The organism is Peribacillus sp. Hz7 (assembly GCF_042136355.1).
In the GTDB taxonomy this organism is placed as follows: Bacteria; Bacillota; Bacilli; order Bacillales; family DSM-1321; genus Peribacillus; species Peribacillus asahii_A.
Genome location: NZ_JBHHJV010000014.1, coordinates 56,848 through 72,735 on the forward strand (window position 1 = coordinate 56,848; position 15,888 = coordinate 72,735).

15 protein-coding genes and 1 pseudogene are annotated in these 15,888 nt (G+C 37.1%); 2 read left to right on the top strand and 14 right to left on the bottom strand.

Annotated features, from left to right (window positions below; all coding sequences use genetic code 11):
- Nucleotides 1-216: 216 nt before the first annotated feature.
- The 7 genes and pseudogenes from ACE199_RS16835 to rlmD all read right to left on the bottom strand — a co-directional run bounded on the left by ACE199_RS16835 (nt 217) and on the right by rlmD (nt 7,740).
- The gene (locus ACE199_RS16835) at nt 217-1,590 is read right to left on the bottom strand and encodes an amino acid permease (RefSeq protein ID WP_375350859.1); all 1,374 of its coding nucleotides are present in this window, start codon (nt 1,588-1,590) and stop codon (nt 217-219) included.
- A 332-nt stretch (nt 1,591-1,922) separates the two neighbouring features.
- Nucleotides 1,923-2,651 carry an amino acid ABC transporter ATP-binding protein gene (locus ACE199_RS16840; protein WP_375350860.1) on the bottom strand — a complete coding sequence of 243 codons (729 nt, stop codon included), beginning with the start codon at nt 2,649-2,651 and terminating at the stop codon, nt 1,923-1,925.
- Nucleotides 2,648-3,292: an amino acid ABC transporter permease gene (locus tag ACE199_RS16845; RefSeq protein ID WP_375350861.1), complete on the bottom strand. Its 645-nt coding sequence runs from the start codon at nt 3,290-3,292 to the stop codon at nt 2,648-2,650. Before ACE199_RS16845 ends, ACE199_RS16840 begins: the two co-directional genes overlap by 4 nt.
- A 214-nt stretch (nt 3,293-3,506) precedes the next feature.
- Entirely contained in the window at nt 3,507-4,292 is a 786-nt protein-coding gene (locus tag ACE199_RS16850) for a transporter substrate-binding domain-containing protein (protein ID WP_375350862.1), read from the bottom strand.
- 1,038 nt (nt 4,293-5,330) lie between these two features.
- A complete protein-coding gene (locus ACE199_RS16855) occupies nt 5,331-6,038 on the bottom strand; it encodes a M48 family metallopeptidase (protein ID WP_375350896.1) in 708 nt (235 codons plus the stop codon).
- Nucleotides 6,039-6,067: 29 nt separating this feature from the next.
- Nucleotides 6,068-6,270, bottom strand: a pseudogene (locus ACE199_RS16860) (DUF1456 family protein); the annotation flags it as partial.
- Nucleotides 6,271-6,369: 99 nt separating this feature from the next.
- Complete coding sequence (gene rlmD, locus ACE199_RS16865; protein WP_375350863.1) at nt 6,370-7,740, bottom strand: 23S rRNA (uracil(1939)-C(5))-methyltransferase RlmD; 1,371 nt, start codon at nt 7,738-7,740, stop codon at nt 6,370-6,372.
- A gap of 165 nt (nt 7,741-7,905) precedes the next feature.
- Between rlmD and ACE199_RS16870 the strand changes: the two genes are divergently transcribed.
- Nucleotides 7,906-8,133, top strand: a complete 228-nt coding sequence (locus ACE199_RS16870) for a methionine aminopeptidase (protein WP_375350865.1) — start codon at nt 7,906-7,908, stop codon at nt 8,131-8,133.
- 84 nt (nt 8,134-8,217) lie between these two features.
- On the opposite strand, the gene ACE199_RS16875 is transcribed toward ACE199_RS16870, so the two are convergent.
- The 4 genes from ACE199_RS16875 to ACE199_RS16890 form a co-directional block, all read right to left on the bottom strand.
- Nucleotides 8,218-8,781 carry a GNAT family N-acetyltransferase gene (locus ACE199_RS16875; RefSeq protein ID WP_375350866.1) on the bottom strand — a complete coding sequence of 188 codons (564 nt, stop codon included), beginning with the start codon at nt 8,779-8,781 and terminating at the stop codon, nt 8,218-8,220.
- Nucleotides 8,782-8,793: 12 nt separating this feature from the next.
- Nucleotides 8,794-9,708: a diacylglycerol kinase gene (locus ACE199_RS16880; RefSeq protein WP_375350868.1), complete on the bottom strand. Its 915-nt coding sequence runs from the start codon at nt 9,706-9,708 to the stop codon at nt 8,794-8,796.
- Nucleotides 9,709-10,074: 366 nt separating this feature from the next.
- Entirely contained in the window at nt 10,075-10,761 is a 687-nt protein-coding gene (locus ACE199_RS16885) for an ABC transporter ATP-binding protein (protein WP_252282918.1), read from the bottom strand.
- Nucleotides 10,762-10,764: 3 nt separating this feature from the next.
- Nucleotides 10,765-11,832, bottom strand: a complete 1,068-nt coding sequence (locus ACE199_RS16890) for an ABC transporter permease (protein ID WP_375350869.1) — start codon at nt 11,830-11,832, stop codon at nt 10,765-10,767.
- 307 nt (nt 11,833-12,139) lie between these two features.
- Here ACE199_RS16890 and ACE199_RS16895 point away from each other — a divergent pair, with 307 nt between their 5' ends.
- Nucleotides 12,140-13,066: a MerR family transcriptional regulator gene (locus ACE199_RS16895; protein ID WP_375350871.1), complete on the top strand. Its 927-nt coding sequence runs from the start codon at nt 12,140-12,142 to the stop codon at nt 13,064-13,066.
- Between the two features lie 129 nt (nt 13,067-13,195).
- Here the strand turns inward: ACE199_RS16895 and ACE199_RS16900 are convergent, their stop codons facing one another.
- The 3 genes from ACE199_RS16900 to gatB all read right to left on the bottom strand — a co-directional run bounded on the left by ACE199_RS16900 (nt 13,196) and on the right by gatB (nt 15,886).
- Nucleotides 13,196-13,606 carry a disulfide oxidoreductase gene (locus ACE199_RS16900; RefSeq protein WP_252292780.1) on the bottom strand — a complete coding sequence of 137 codons (411 nt, stop codon included), beginning with the start codon at nt 13,604-13,606 and terminating at the stop codon, nt 13,196-13,198.
- A 3-nt stretch (nt 13,607-13,609) separates the two neighbouring features.
- The gene (locus ACE199_RS16905; RefSeq protein ID WP_127758861.1) at nt 13,610-14,293 is read right to left on the bottom strand and encodes a DsbA family protein; all 684 of its coding nucleotides are present in this window, start codon (nt 14,291-14,293) and stop codon (nt 13,610-13,612) included.
- 162 nt (nt 14,294-14,455) lie between these two features.
- Nucleotides 14,456-15,886 carry an Asp-tRNA(Asn)/Glu-tRNA(Gln) amidotransferase subunit GatB gene (gene gatB / locus ACE199_RS16910; RefSeq protein WP_127758860.1) on the bottom strand — a complete coding sequence of 477 codons (1,431 nt, stop codon included), beginning with the start codon at nt 15,884-15,886 and terminating at the stop codon, nt 14,456-14,458.
- Between the last annotated feature and the right edge of the window lie 2 nt (nt 15,887-15,888).

Here is a 15,888-nt window from a genome sequence, read left to right on the forward strand (position 1 = left end):
AAAGTGAAACTTCCATCAGTGGGGGGGCCTTCATCCCCCACTGATGGTTAGTTAAACCAATCGGACCTTTACGGGCAGTTGTCCTCCACCTATCTTCTTTGTTTTCTCATAAACTTGAGGTGGGGGTCTTACTGCCCGTTAAGTGTGGGATAAAAATAAAAACAACAAAAAACGCATAGAAAACTAATGACAATCACTAGTTTCTATACGCCTTTTTCATTTTGATACTTTTTTATTCAACCTAAATCCATAATAGCATGCTACAAGCAAGATAATCCAAATTGGTCCAACAATCAGGGCAATTATTGTGTTTTTAGAAAACGCCATAAGAACGACAACAAGGATTAAAAAGGCAAGGGCAAAATATGAACTGAATGGGAACCACGGCATTTTGTACTCCAACCGCTTCTTTTCTTCTTTTGTCATCTTTCCTCTATAACGAAGGTGAGAGATTAAAATCGTCGCCCATGTCCAAATAGCTCCGAATGTAGCAATACTCGTTACCCAAACGAATACCTTTTCCGACACAATATAATTCAAATAAACACCTATCAATAAAGCAACTGCGGATGCGATAATCGCCATTCCTGGGATGCCTCTTTTAGTTGTACGTCCAAAGCTTTTAGGTGCTTCATTTTGCTGAGCGAGATTAAATAACATTCTTGCTGTACTGAAGATCCCGCTATTACAAGAAGAAAGGGCAGCAGTCAGAACAACAAAGTTAATGATTCCAGCGGCCTCTTTAATCCCAATCTGTTCAAATGTCATAACAAATGGGCTTTGCTTAGGACTTATCTCGTCCCAAGGATAAATCGACATGATTACCGTCAGTGAAAGAACGTAAAAAATCAAAATACGCCAGAATACCGTATCAATTGCACGTGACAACGCTTTTTTCGGATCTTTAACTTCTCCAGCAGTTATCCCAAGCATTTCAACTCCCAAATAAGCGAACATAACCATTTGAAAGGACATCAATAAGCCGCTAAATCCATTCGGGAAGAAACCGCCATGTTCAAATAAGTTGCCAAAACCAGTGGCCACTCCGCCATTTCCAATTCCAAAAAGAATGATTCCTAGTCCTAAAATAATCATAAATATAATGGTAACGACTTTTATCAACGCAAACCAAAACTCTAATTCACCATAGGCTTTAACTGCTAAGAAATTCACGGACGCCATAATGATTAATGCCCCCAAGGCCCAAGCCCATTGCGGTGTACCAGGGAACCAGAACTGCATATAGATTCCGGCAGCTGTGATTTCCGCCATACACGTAACAATCCATAAGAACCAATAATTCCACCCAGTAATAAATCCAGCAAGCGGTCCTATGTAATCTCTAGCATAGCGGCTAAATGAGCCAGCCACCGGATTTTTAATCGCCATTTCCCCGAGCGCTCGCATAATAATATAAATGACTAGACCGCCTAAAGCATAAGCTAGTAGAATACTGGGACCTGCAAGCTTAATGGCATCGGCAGATCCAAGAAAAAGACCTACACCAATTGCTGCACCCAGTGACATTAAGGTAATATGTCTTTGTTCTAACCCTCTATGTAATTGTGACTCTTCTACACTGTTTTTCATACCGTTCTCCTTTGCTTTAGTAGTCAATGCCTAATCTGCATGTTGCAAGCACATCAGAAAGCGTTTGCACTAATCTATTATACTAAAAAAAGGATTTTCACAAATAGTTTTTTTACTATTTGTAATATAAATAATATTAGTTAAGCTTTTCATTAGTAAAGTGCCTATAGATCGTTAGACAATTATCGAAGTTCCATGTAAAAGAAGCAGGAAATTTTAAAGATTTCCTGCTTCTTTTTTATATCAAAATGAATTGCACTACATACTGAACATTTCCTATATAGCAATAGATATGGTGTTGGCTATAACATCAATAAAATTTCCATGTCTACCTAAAGAACCTTACTTAAGAACGCTTTAGTGCGTTCATGTTGTGGGTTACCGAATAATTGATTCGGTTCATTCTCTTCAACAATATATCCCCCATCCATAAAAATAACACGATCACCAACCTCTCGAGCGAAGCCCATTTCATGGGTAACGACGACCATCGTCATCCCTTCTTTAGCAAGCTGCTTCATTACTTCTAAAACATCCCCAACCATTTCAGGGTCTAGAGCCGATGTCGGCTCATCAAATAGCATAATTTTAGGATTCATTGCCAGTGCTCTTGCTATGGCAACCCGCTGCTTTTGGCCTCCAGATAGTTCTCCGGGATAGCTATTAGCTTTTGATTGTAGTCCTACTTTATCAAGTAGTTCTAACGCTAACCTTTCCGCTTCTGCTTTCCCAGTAGCGTGAATCTTGATGGGTCCTAAAGTGATGTTTTCTAAAACCGTTTTATGAGGGAATAGATTAAATTGTTGAAAAACCATTCCAACTTCTTGCCTCACTTTATTTATATCAACTTTTGGGGCAGTTATATCGTGTCCATTAACGATGACCTTACCACCTGAAATTTCCTCTAGTCGATTTAAGCAACGCAGGAAAGTGCTTTTTCCTGAACCAGAGGGTCCAATTACACAGACTACCTCTTTTTCCTGCACTTCTGCATTAATGTCTTTTAAAACTTCTACATTCCCAAATGATTTTTTTAAGTTTTTTACAGTTATGATGCTCATCTGAGTTGGAACCTCCTTTCGACAAAGTTAGCAAGAATAGTTAATAAATAAATAATAATAAAGTATATAACACCGACAATTAACCAAATTTTAAAGGCTTCGAAAGTTGCAGAGGCTTGAATTTGCCCTTGCTGTGTTAGATCTGCTATCCCAATAACGGATAAAAGCGATGTATCTTTTAAGCTTATAATCGATTGGTTCGTAATCGTCGGAAGCATTCTTCTAAACGCCTGTGGTAGCACTACAAAACGCATGGATTGAACACTAGTCAATCCGATTGATCTTGCCGCTTCTGTTTGTCCTTTATCAATAGATTGAATCCCAGCTCTTATAATCTCAGAAAAATAAGCTCCAGCATTGATAGCAACAGTAATAATACCCGCAGTTGTATTATTAAGAGAAATTATTTGCAAAGAATTGATCCCGAAGTAAATAAAGAATAATTGCACAATAAAAGGCGTTCCTCGAATAGCATCAACATAAATCTTGGCAATCCAGTTCAAAATCTTGAGTGGTGCCAATCTTAGTAAGGCCACCGCTAGACCGATAATAAAACCTAGTATAATCGCTATTATAAATATATATAGCGTTACTTTTAATCCTTCAAGTAATATAGGAAAAGCTGAAGTAATTACATCCACCCTGTTCATCCCCCTTTAAGTAAAACTCACCGATTGCCCAGGCTCAGTCATCTAAAAGCACAGCTTTCGATACAATATTTATACTAAGAGATCCCGCTTGTGTAATGATAACTAACGCTCGGCTTACTCGCCTGTTGTATTCGATTGAAAAGGTTGTATTTCCTTATTCCCAAAGAGAAAGCGCGCTTTATGCGCGCTTTCCATCATGAAGCACTTACTCAGCAAGATAAGTTTTTAGTATTTTATCATATGTTCCATCTTCTTTAAGCTCAGCAAGACCCTTATTGATTTTTTCTAATAAATCCTGATTTTTCCCTTTTAATACAGCGATTCCATATTGATCTCCATTCAAACGATCACCTACGATTTTCAAACCAAGGTCTTTCTGAGCAATTGCATAAGAAATAACAGGATAATCTTCTAATAGCGCGTCTGCATTGCCGTTAGCTACTTCCTGGAACATGGCAGGACTGTCGTTAAATTGAACGATTTTAAAACCGTATTTATCAACATTATCTTGTGCATATTTAGCGCCTGTTGTTCCTTTCTTAACTGCAACCGTTTTCCCTTTCAAATCATCAACGGATTTAATAGTTGTATTATCCTTTCCTACAACCACTGTTACTCCTGCATCAAAGTATGGTTCTGAGAAATCTACGATTTTTTTTCTGTCATCGGTAATGCTCATACCTGCAATAGCTACATCAAGCTGATTAGCTTGCATCGCTGGAATAATCCCACCAAAGTCCATTGGCGAAAGTTCAATCTTAAAGCCTTGATTTTCCGCAATAGCATTAATTAAGTCAATATCGATACCCTTATACTCATTTCCTTCTTTAAATTCAAATGGAGGGTAAGTTGTATCTACACCAACTTTATATACCTTTTCACTTTTTTCTGCCTCACCTTTCTCTTTATCACTTGCCGTATCATTGGATCCACAAGCAGCGACAAAGAGAGAAAGGACCAAGAACAAACATAATAAACCAAACTTCTTCATTCAAAACACCCCTATTTTAGTTTTTAAAACTACCAAAACAATTTATTACAATATTACCATAAATATGGTATATTGTTAAAATATTAAATTACTTTAATAGAAAACCAAATAGAAATTCTAATTATATTTTCGTCACAATAACATTAAGGTAATCGTTTTTTGTTCCCTCCTCTATATCAGAGTGACTGTTCTCTATTGCTTTTCATACAACTCACCTTTTCTTTAATAGTTAGCTACATAAAGTCCAGGTTAGCAATCGCCCGATTAAAAAGCGCTTACAAAATAAATTATACTTAAAAACATTTTTTGAAATACTCTTAATAAAATAATATTGGTTAATTATTACCAATTTAGCAATAGCATTATTATTTGTTTATAAAAAATCTGTAACCATTTTCTCTCTAGAAAATTTTTTATTCAGCCAAAACTATTTATCCACCAATAATTAAGTCATCGTTGCGCTAAATCCATTTTTTGTTAAGAAATATTTTTAAAAAAACTAACCCCATTATGAGCAATTATTCACAAAGCAACAGCACCGTAAAATAGTGAATATACAAAAAGGGTCTTAATATTAGAGCAAAGAAGGATGCTTACTCATCCTGACCTAGGCTCTCCAATAGTTCTTTCAAATTGAAAAAAACTATTGAGAAAAGGTTTGACAATGAGCTAAGCATCCTTTTATTTGCATCATAGAGACATTATTAATCTTATTAAATCATCGGTCATTTCGTTTATAATTTTTACTTTCAACCCTTTCACACCATACTCAATATAAGAAAAGAAAAAATATACACAAATCACTCTCGGTAAGGTTTTTAATTTATCTGAAAGGAATTATCCACAAATGATTATATCACTGTGACACAAGTTCCAGCTTCGCGACACATTCCACACGTGCAGAGTGTATGTGGCAACATATGACGTGCTGGTCATTTTTTTGACCTATACAACAAAGTAATTACTAATTATCTATTAGATCTAAACATACAAAAAAGCTTATGGGTTAATTCAGCACATTGTTTCTATCATTTGCTCCTAAACAGTCATTTTCCAGTTTGTTAAAGCCAACCAGTTTTCTTTTTCCTTATAGTCAGGCATTATTTTTCCAACAAGACGCCAGAAGGAGCGGTCGTGATTCAGATGGACCATGTGACACATTTCATGAACGACTACATAGTCAATTACCTCACGCGGCGCCATTGCCAGCCTCCAATTAAATGTTAGTTGTCGCTTTGAATCACAGGTTCCCCACGTACTTTTACTATCCGAAATACGTATAGAACGCGGTTTTGTTTTGAAGTTACTTTGATAAGAAGAGATACTCTTCTCCACTAATACCTTACACTGCTGGTAATAAAATCGTTTTAATGCTTGTTTATTCTTTTCATCATCAAGCTGCTTCACATATACATACAGCTTTTCTCCTTCAAACACGACATGGTCTTGCAGTATATGTATATCTTGGATGATCTTTATGGGATAAGTGTCTCCTAAATAAAGAAAGCTCTCATCATTCTCATAGACCTTTTCCTGTGGTCCATTCATCCTATCTTTCATTTCTTTTAATTTTTGCTGAATGAGATTCCATTTATCCTCTAATGCCTGAATCACTCTCTCATCAGGTGTCCTTTTCGGAGCCTGCACTTCAATTTTCCCATAGCTATCTATCGAAATTCCTATGGAAGTTCGATTTTTGTACTTTATCTCAAATTGTATTGTCTTACCTGAGTAGGTATGTATCATGTCATCACCTGTATCAACCTTTAATACCATTATCCCCTGTATTTAATAGCTAGTTCTTTTAAGAAGTTTCTGGCGAATTTATCTCCGCACTCCTTATAATTCTGATGTCCTTCTTTTCGTAATAAGGCTCTAAGTTCTTCTTTTGTTAATGTTATTCCCTATTTCCAAATATATCTATTATGTCCTTAGCAGTTAATACCTTTGCTATTTTTACCCTCTTTAAAAGCAGATTAATGAATCTAACATACTGTTATTACATTTTATCTAATTGTCATTCTCATCTTCATAAATTAGGTGCCTGTCACTTCAAGCAACAGGCACCTAATTCAGTCTATCTCAATTCAATCTTCGCAACTGCCTCCACATGCGTCGTCATTGGGAACATATCTACTGGTTGTAAATCCGTTGTTTTATAACCGCCATCTTCAAGGATTCTTAAGTCTCTTGCCAGCGTTCCTGGATTACATGAAACATAAACGACTTTCTTCGGTTTCATGTCTATAATTGTGTTTAATAAAGATTCGTCACAGCCTTTACGCGGTGGATCGACGACTAACACATCGGCCGCATTTCCTTCTTTATACCAATCGGTAATCACCGTTTCCGCTGCACCGACAGCAAATTCTGCGTTTGTGATTTCATTCAATTGCGCATTACGGCGTGCATCTTCAATTGCTTCTGGAACAATTTCAACACCGAACACCTTTTTCGCTTTTTGAGCTAAAAACAGTGAAATCGTGCCGATTCCGCAATATGCATCAATAACCGTCTCTTCACCTGTCAGCCCTGCGTATTCTAATGCTTTTTCATAAAGCACCTTCGTTTGGTCTGGGTTCACTTGATAAAATGATTTAGCGGAGATTGCAAACTTTACATCGCCAATAAAGTCATAAATCACTTCACTTCCCCAGAGAATATTCATTTTTTCTCCTAAAATAACATTCGTTTTCTTCGAATTTACATTATGAACAATAGACTTCACATGCGGCAGACGTGCAATTATTTCCTTCACTACTGTTTCTACAAATGGGATACTGTCTGTTCTTGTAACAAGAACAACCATTAATTCACCTGTTTGTTTTCCATAGCGAGCCATAATATGTCGAAGTACACCTTTATGTGTTTTTTCATTATAGGCAGGAATATGGAGATCGCTAAAGATTTCCTTCACTGCTTGTACGGACTCATTAATCACCTGATGCTGAATAATACTTTCTTTTGTTTCCACAATATCGTGACTGCGCGGCTTAAAGAAACCGGCGATCAGCTTTCCATCCTTTTCACCGACAGGCACTTGAGCTTTGTTACGATAGTGGGTAGGTTCTTCCATCCCGATAATCGGGTGAATCGTCACATCTTCTAATTTACCGATTCTAGTCATTACTTCACGTACTTGCTTCTCTTTGAATGTAAGTTGCCCTTTATAGCTTAAATGCTGAATTTGACATCCACCATATCGATTCTGATCTTCCATTGATAGATCGACGCGCTCTGGACTTTTCTCAAGAAGTTCGGTTAGGCGACCAAACGCGTAGCCATTATTTGTTTTTGTTACTTTAATTACCGCTCGCTCCCCTGGCAAAGCATTAGCAACAAAAATCGGATAGCCTTCAACTTTAGCTACCCCCGCTCCATCATGGGTTAAATCTTCAAATGTTACTTCTATGTATTCATTTTTCTTTACCGGAATAGTTTTCTTCATGATTTACCTTCTCTTTTCCTTTTAACTAGCAGTATTTTATCACATCTAGCACTATTCACCAAACAGTTCCTTTTTTCATAAAATAATATAGAAAGAAAAACTCTCGTACATGATGCATAAAAAAATCGCTTCTTAAGAAAAATAAGGTAAAAAGAGGTGAGTATAATGGGATTGTTTAGTGGAATTTCAGCATGGAACGCAAATCGAATTGAAAAACATCGCGCTAAAATGGAGGAGAAAGGGTTTTGCCCAGATTGTTACGGACGCGGTTACAGCTCCTTTGTGCCGACGGAGTATCATTTTTCTGATATTCATGACTGTCCCGGCTGCAACGGTAGCGGCACTTATGCAGATTGGGCAGCAATGAATGGACAAAATGAACAGCAATTGTAGATAGTCCATTCTACTGTCTATCATTTATCTATCGATTACTATAAATAAAAACAATAAAAAAATACGGTTTCAAACCGTATTTTTTTATTGCAATGTTTTTACCCGATATTGATATTGATGATGATGGATTGTAATCCGATCAGCAATCTTATAACCTATTTTTGTATAGAGCTGTTGTGCTTTTTTATTATCTTCTTCAACAGCTAAAGAAATACGCTTGTACCCTTTTGCTTTGGCGTATTGTTCCGCAACCTGAAGGAGTTTCGTTCCGATTCCCTTTCCACGGAAAGCAGAATCCACACATAATGTGTCAATATAGAAATCCCCTTCTTTTGCTTCCTTCTCTAGCTTAAAGGTTGGGTTGTTTTTCAGCACTCGTAAGCGAGCAGCTAATGGTTCATCCAATTTCTCTGCATCTCCGCCATCATAGCCTAACATTACCCCAGCAACTGAACCATCTATTTCACATACGGTACAATTCTCATAACTAAGTCTATTTCCTTTTTGTGTAAAGAAATCAGCTAGTACAGCCAAAACTCTTTCTTCCTCTTTTTCGCCTGTTAATGCTTCCGCAATATCTTTAATCGCATCACGAAATAACCTGACAGCCTTTTTAGCATCCGCTTGAACAGCTTGTCTAATTAACATAGCGCATCCCCTTTATTGATTTTCTGGATCATCTGCTAACGTATTGCGAGGAATAAATACTTCAAAATGGCGATATTGATTAACAAATTCTGCCGGAGTCACTCCGCCAAATTCACCGTCTAGATTCAACATCATTTTTTCTTTTGTTGTTACTTTAATTCGATTAGCCTTAACATAAATTACATTTTTATCATGAACATGCTCACCGCGTATCGCCAGCGTAACGATTCGAACAAAATCAGCAAGATTAGCTTTTTTCAAAATGAGCAGTGTAAACATGCCATCATTCAAAGAAGCATCAGGTGCTAACTTTTCAAAACCGCCAACTGAGTTTGTATTCGCTACCAAAAATAGCATAATTTCGCCTTCAAAAAGCTTTCCATCATATTCAATCGTTACTTCACTCGCTTTAAATGAAGGCAGCATTTCAATTCCTTTTATATAATAAGCAAGTTGTCCAAGCATCGTTTTAAGCTTGCTTGGTACTTCATATGTTAGCTCAGTTAGACGACCTCCGCCAGCAATATTAATGAAGTATTTATCATTCATTTTACCAATATCAATTGGCATCGTATGTCCATCTGCAATGATATCAGCTGCACCTTCAATCGACTTCGGTAAATGCAAGGCCCGTGCAAAGTCATTCGTTGTGCCGGTCGGAATAATACCAAGTTTCGGACGTTTCTCCGCTCGAGCTAATCCATTGACAACCTCATAAATCGTTCCGTCACCACCCGCTGCAATTACCACATCATAACCCCGCTCAATCGCAATTTCAGCCGCTCGTGTTGCGTCACCTTCACCTGTCGTCATATGACAGGAAGCTTCATATCCAGCTGCCTCAAGTCTCGCTAGCACTTCAGGTAAACTTTTCTTCATCGCTTCCCGTCCTGATGTCGGGTTATAGATTAATCTTGCTCTTTTCATTTCCCATCATCCTTCAAATAGATTCCACAAATTACATGTTAACGTTCCTTTTTGAAAAAAGCAACGTAGCTTTTTTTCGAAAAAACAAGGACTATTATACCGATTCTCTAGTAATCAACTTCAAGAAGAAATTATATAGCAATTTATTCTAAAACTCTAGTTTTAATAACAGAGTAGACATGATTATCCCAAATATCTCCCATAAAAAGCAAAATATCTTCGACTTTTCCATTTAATCAATCGAACTATCTCATTTATCTTCGAGTTTCTTACTTTAACTAAACAAAAAGAGGATGTTCATAAGCGTTTAACTCATAGGACATCCCCTTTTATACATCAATTAACTATTCTACTATTCTGCTGGATTCAACTAGCAGACTCTTTTTCCTCTAATGTCAGAACACCATCTGTCATCTTATACACTTTATCAAAATAACCAATTAAGCGCGTATCATGAGTGACAACAATGGTTGTTGTATTCTTATTCTTTGTTTCATTCTTTAAAAGCTCCATCACTTCGTACGCGCGATCTGAGTCAAGCGATGCTGTTGGTTCATCTGCCAAAATAATTGATGGGTTACTATACAGCGCTTTCGCTATCGCTACCCGCTGACGTTGGCCTCCAGATAAATCCGCTGGGTATTTATTACGAAGACCTTCAATGCCTAGGTCATGATAAAGCTGCTCTAATTCAGTTTTTGTCATGTTTCCCTTTTTTACTTTATCCAGCAACTTCATCTGTTTATCTACCGTCAGAAAAGGAATTAAATTAGAAGCTTGCAAAATAAAGCCAATCTCTTGCAGTCGAATCTTTGAGCGCTTCTTCTCATTTAATGACGTAAGCTTTTGGTTATTAATAATAACATCACCTGTAGAAGGAGTGAGTAATCCACCCACAATCGTTAAAAAGGTACTTTTGCCTGAACCGGATGGACCGATAATCGCGATAAGCTCTCCTCTGTCAGCCTGAAAGTTTGTTTCCTTCAGTGCATTAACTTTTGTATGCCCTGTACCGAAAGACTTCGTTACATGACTCAATTCTAAAGCCGTCATTCCTTACCCTCCTATCGCTTTTAAAGGATCAATTTTTACAATGGTACGTACGGAAAATAAAGCGCCTAATACAGCAACAACAATTAATAGTATGCCATATACAATCATGGTTACTATATCAAAAGACACTGGCACTGCACTTGGCAAAAAGGCACCGGAAATAAGAGTTAATAGAAAACCTACACATACACCAATAGCTGCTAAAATGAAAGTTTGAGCCACAACTGATCGAGATAAATAGCCATTAGAAATCCCTTGTGCTTTCATGACACCAAACATACTAATCTTTTGAACCGTTAACACGTATAAGAAAATAGCGACAATAACTGCGGAAATAATACATAAAAAGTAAATCATAAAGTTTAACGTTAAATTTTGTTCCGTATAACCCGGTAAATTTTCGATAAACGTCTCAATTTCAATCGCTTCTAATTCATCATCTTTCGTGAGAGTAGATATATCATCTGCGCGTACAACAATCCCATTTATTTGATCTTTATTCATCTCTGCCGCTTCGCCATATTTCACTTTATGGAGCGTCGATAAATCTCCATAGAGAACAGGAGCTGCATTAAATCGTCCTTCATCTGTAAAACCAACAATTGTGACCGTTTCCTCCGTAGAAGATAAATCTAATTCATCTCCTATTTGAAAACCTTCTTCTTTTAATGCATCACTAGCAATCACTTCATTACTTTTTGAAAAAGCTTTCCCTTCCGTCACATTAGGCATAATAAATTCATCTTCACGGATACCAAAGATCGCTACATTTTTCTTTGTATCACCGTTGCTAGCAATCGCATTCATCTGACTGATTACTGCTGTTTCTTCAGCTTCAACATTCTCCGCATCATCGAGAGTCAGCGATGATTGAAGCAAACTTTTATCAGATTCTTCTGTTAAGACAATACCCGTTGCATCCCATTTGTCTACTGATTCTCTATTCAGGTTAGCAAGCCCCGTTGCCAAACCAGATAAAAAGAAAACCAAATAAGAAATAAGCATTAACACACCCATAATTAAAGTAAATCTCAATTTATTCTTCTTGATTTCATTCCAGGCTAAAAACATTCCTTCACATCCTTTTAACAAAATAATACAACACGGTAAAATGTTTGTATATAGTCTATTCACAAACTTTATACAAAGTGTTAATTTTTTATGAATTTTAGAGAGGGATGTATCTAAAACCCATTAACTTAAAAGTTCATATTCCCTCTTTCCCTAATAAAAAACCTCACATCCACATTTAATTCCAATGTCAAAGTATTGTATAATGTTATATCATTAACATTGTACATTGAGGAAATATTCGTTATACCTTAAGTTAGATAATAAAATCTTAGGATTCGAGTAACTTGTTGAAAGGATGAGAAACATGAGTGAACCTGATATCAGCGGGATGTACTATATACAACAAGTCGCGGATCTTACAGGACTATCTAAGCAAGTGATCCGCAAATGGGAAGAGAGATATGAACTTGTTCAACCGAAGAGATTAGAGAATGGATATAGAATATATAGCAAACAAGATGTAAACATCATTTTAGAAGTTAAAGCACTATCAGAGCAAGGATGTCCTATTAAACAAGCTGTTGCCCTGGCAAAAGAGAAAAGTGGGTCGAGAGATGATATCTTTCTTAAACAGGAAACTATCCAACATCATAAAGGGTTGAACAACTATGTCTTTCAACTGCTCGAAAAAGGGAACCATTGTAATGACTTAGAACTAAATCTTATATTACAACAAGCCTACCATCGTGTTGGATTGGATATGTTTTTAACATCCATCGTTATCCCTTTTTTAAAAGAAGTCGGGAGGAAATGGGAGAAAGGAGAATGGAGTGAATATCAAGAGGCCATCTCAAGTCTTGCTGTACGAGACTTCTTAGTACAAATTCGTCGAAGCTACCAATGTAAAGATGACGCTCCTTTAATTATAGGTGCATGTCTCCCATATGAACAGCACGAAGTACCTTTGCATATTCTATTGCTTCAATTTATGGTAAGAGGTTGGAAAACGATATTAATAGGGGCCTCACCCGCTCCCGGCTCAATTGAATCATTAGTGAGCAAACTAAAGCCTGCTAAAGTTCTGCTCTCTGCTACAACGACGCTTCCTTTCAAACAAAATCCTTCTCTGCTGCAAACTCTTGATCAATTCGCTGCAGAAAATAGAAAGATTGATTTTTATCTTGGAGGCAACGGCTCAATCGAGTATACAGCCGCAGATGACATCACGCTACGTGCAATTCATCTTACAAACTCCATTGAAGAAATTATGAATGATAACGATTTAAGTTAATTTCACTGAATCACATGAAAAAAACAGGAAGTCGTTACCTCCCTGTTTTTTCATGTATAACGTCTTCAAACACTACTTCATTTCTACTTCCCAACGATTTAATCAAACGTTTGATTAAATCGTTCCCTCCTACTCATGACGGGATTTTCGAGCAAGTATAATCATACAAACCGTAATCATCAAGAAAGCGACAAAAGCTAGAAAAGGAATCGTAATAAACCCTAACCAATTAATATATTCCCCCGAACAAGGAACACCGCTTGTACATATTTCAAATTGTTGTAGAGACGGCACTTTTTGCAGACTATAGTGATAGCCTGACACGAGTAGACCTAAAATCGATAGAGGAAGAATATAGCGATATACCTTCTGATCTTGATCGTAGAAAGCCCTGCCTAACAAAATCACTAACGGATACATCAAAATTCTCTGATACCAACAAAGCGTGCACGGTACATAATGAAGAACTTCACTAAAGTACAAACTTCCCGTTGTCGCAATAATGGCGATAATCCAAGAAAACAGCAGTGATTTATTCATTGCTTACTTCTCCTTTGCGGCTTCATCTACCATCTTTTCTAAGTCCTCAAGCGTATTTCCTTCAAACTTTTTACCATCTACAAATATCGCCGGAGTTCCTGTTACTCCTAATTCACTTGCAGCGTCCATATCCACCTGCCATGCTTCTTCAGCCGATTTCGCCTTAAAAGTCTTCACTACTTTAGCAGCATCACTTTTGCTCACAATTTCTTTCAATGTATCTTCTAAAAATTTATCAGTATAGACGTCCACTTTTTCATATTTAAGGTCATCAGGCTGTTTAGTAAATAATAGCTCATGGAATTTCCAGAACGTCTCGTTCCCTAACTCCTGATAAACCGCCTCAGCAAATTTAGCCGAACGTTCTGAATCAACGTTAATAAACGAGTAATTCATAAAATAAAATTGAGCCTTTCCGCTATCAATCAATGCTTCTTTCATTAGAGGAAAAAATCCCTTTTCAAAAGCCTTACAAGCTGGGCATTTATAGTCACCAAACTCAACAATTTGAACAGGAGCGGACTCTTCCCCTAAATAAGGCTGTCCTTGATAATCCATTTCAAAAGTGGACTCTTGATCTTTTCCTTGTGCTAAAAATATAAAGCCGATAATAATAACTGCAACTAAGCCAATAATCCAAAAAGTAAATGTTGAAGATTGATTCTTTTTATTTTTCTTATTCGCCATTATGTACCTCCATCCTTTATTTTGCTAATCGTCCTCCATATCATACTATTAATAGTGCAATTACTTAAATAGAAAGTACTACACATTTTAAATGTGTAGTCAATCAGATTTTCTCACCTATAAAAAACCGCATCACTTGTAAAAAGTGATACGGTTTTTGCATTATAGTTTATTTAACTCTTGTACTAATAATTTATTTACAAGCTGTGGATTCGCTTGTCCTTGTGTTGCTTTCATCACTTGACCAACAAGGAAGCCCACTGCTTTTTTCTTACCAGCTTTAAAGTCTTCAACAGATTGAGGACTATTAGCAATCGCCTCTTCAATCGCTTTAAGAAGAGCACCTTCATCCGAAATTTGAACAAGACCTTTTTCTTTAACGATTGTTTCAGCATCTCCGCCATTTTCAACAAGCTCTTTGAAAACCGTTTTGGCGATTTTAGAAGAAATCGTCCCGTTTTCAATAAGCTTAATCATTCCAGCTAATGCCTCAGCTGTTAATGCTGTATCATGTAACTCTTTGTTTTCTGTCTTTAAGTAAGCAGAAAGTTCACCCATAATCCAGTTCGAAGCTTGTTTTGCTTCTGCACCTGCTAATACCGAAGCTTCAAAGAAGTCCGCTGTTTCTTTCGTCACCGTTAAAACGGCAGCATCGTAAGCTGGTAACCCTAGCTCTTCCACATAACGTTTTTGACGTGCATCTGGAAGCTCTGGAATTTCCGCCGCAATGCGTGCTTTCCATTCTTCATCGATATGAATCGTTAACATATCTGGCTCTGGGAAATAACGATAGTCATCAGAACCTTCTTTAACACGCATAAGAAGAGTTTTTCCTGTCGCTTCATCAAAACGACGTGTTTCTTGCTCAATAACGCCGCCTTCGCTCAATACTTCTGCTTGACGAATTTCTTCGTACTCTAAGCCTTTACGAACGAAGTTAAAGGAGTTCAAGTTTTTCAATTCTGCTTTCGTACCGAATTCCTTTTGACCAACTGGACGTAATGAAATGTTCGCATCGCAGCGAAGAGAACCTTCTTCCATTTTACAATCCGAAACACCTGTATATTGGATGATTGATTTTAATTTTTCCAAATATGCATATGCTTCTTCTGGAGATGAAATATCCGGTTCAGAAACGATTTCAACAAGCGGTGTTCCTTGACGGTTGTAATCACAAAGAGAAACACCATAGTTTGTATGTGTTAGTTTACCCGCATCTTCTTCCATATGAATACGCGTAATACCAATTCGTTTCGTTTTTCCATTTACTTCAATATCAATCCAGCCATGTTCACCAATCGGTTGGTCGAATTGAGAGATTTGATACGCTTTCGGATTATCCGGATAAAAGTAGTTTTTACGATCGAATTTTGTAATCGGCGCAATTTGACAGTTTAACGCCATTGCCGCTTTCATTGCATAATCAACCGCTTTTTTGTTCACAACAGGCAGCACACCAGGATATCCAAGGTCAATAACTGTTGTGTTGCTATTTGGAGCGGCACCGAAGTGGTTCGGACTGCTTGAGAAAATTTTTGAATCTGTTTTTAATTCTACGTGCACTTCAAGACCAATAACCGTTTCAAATTCCATTG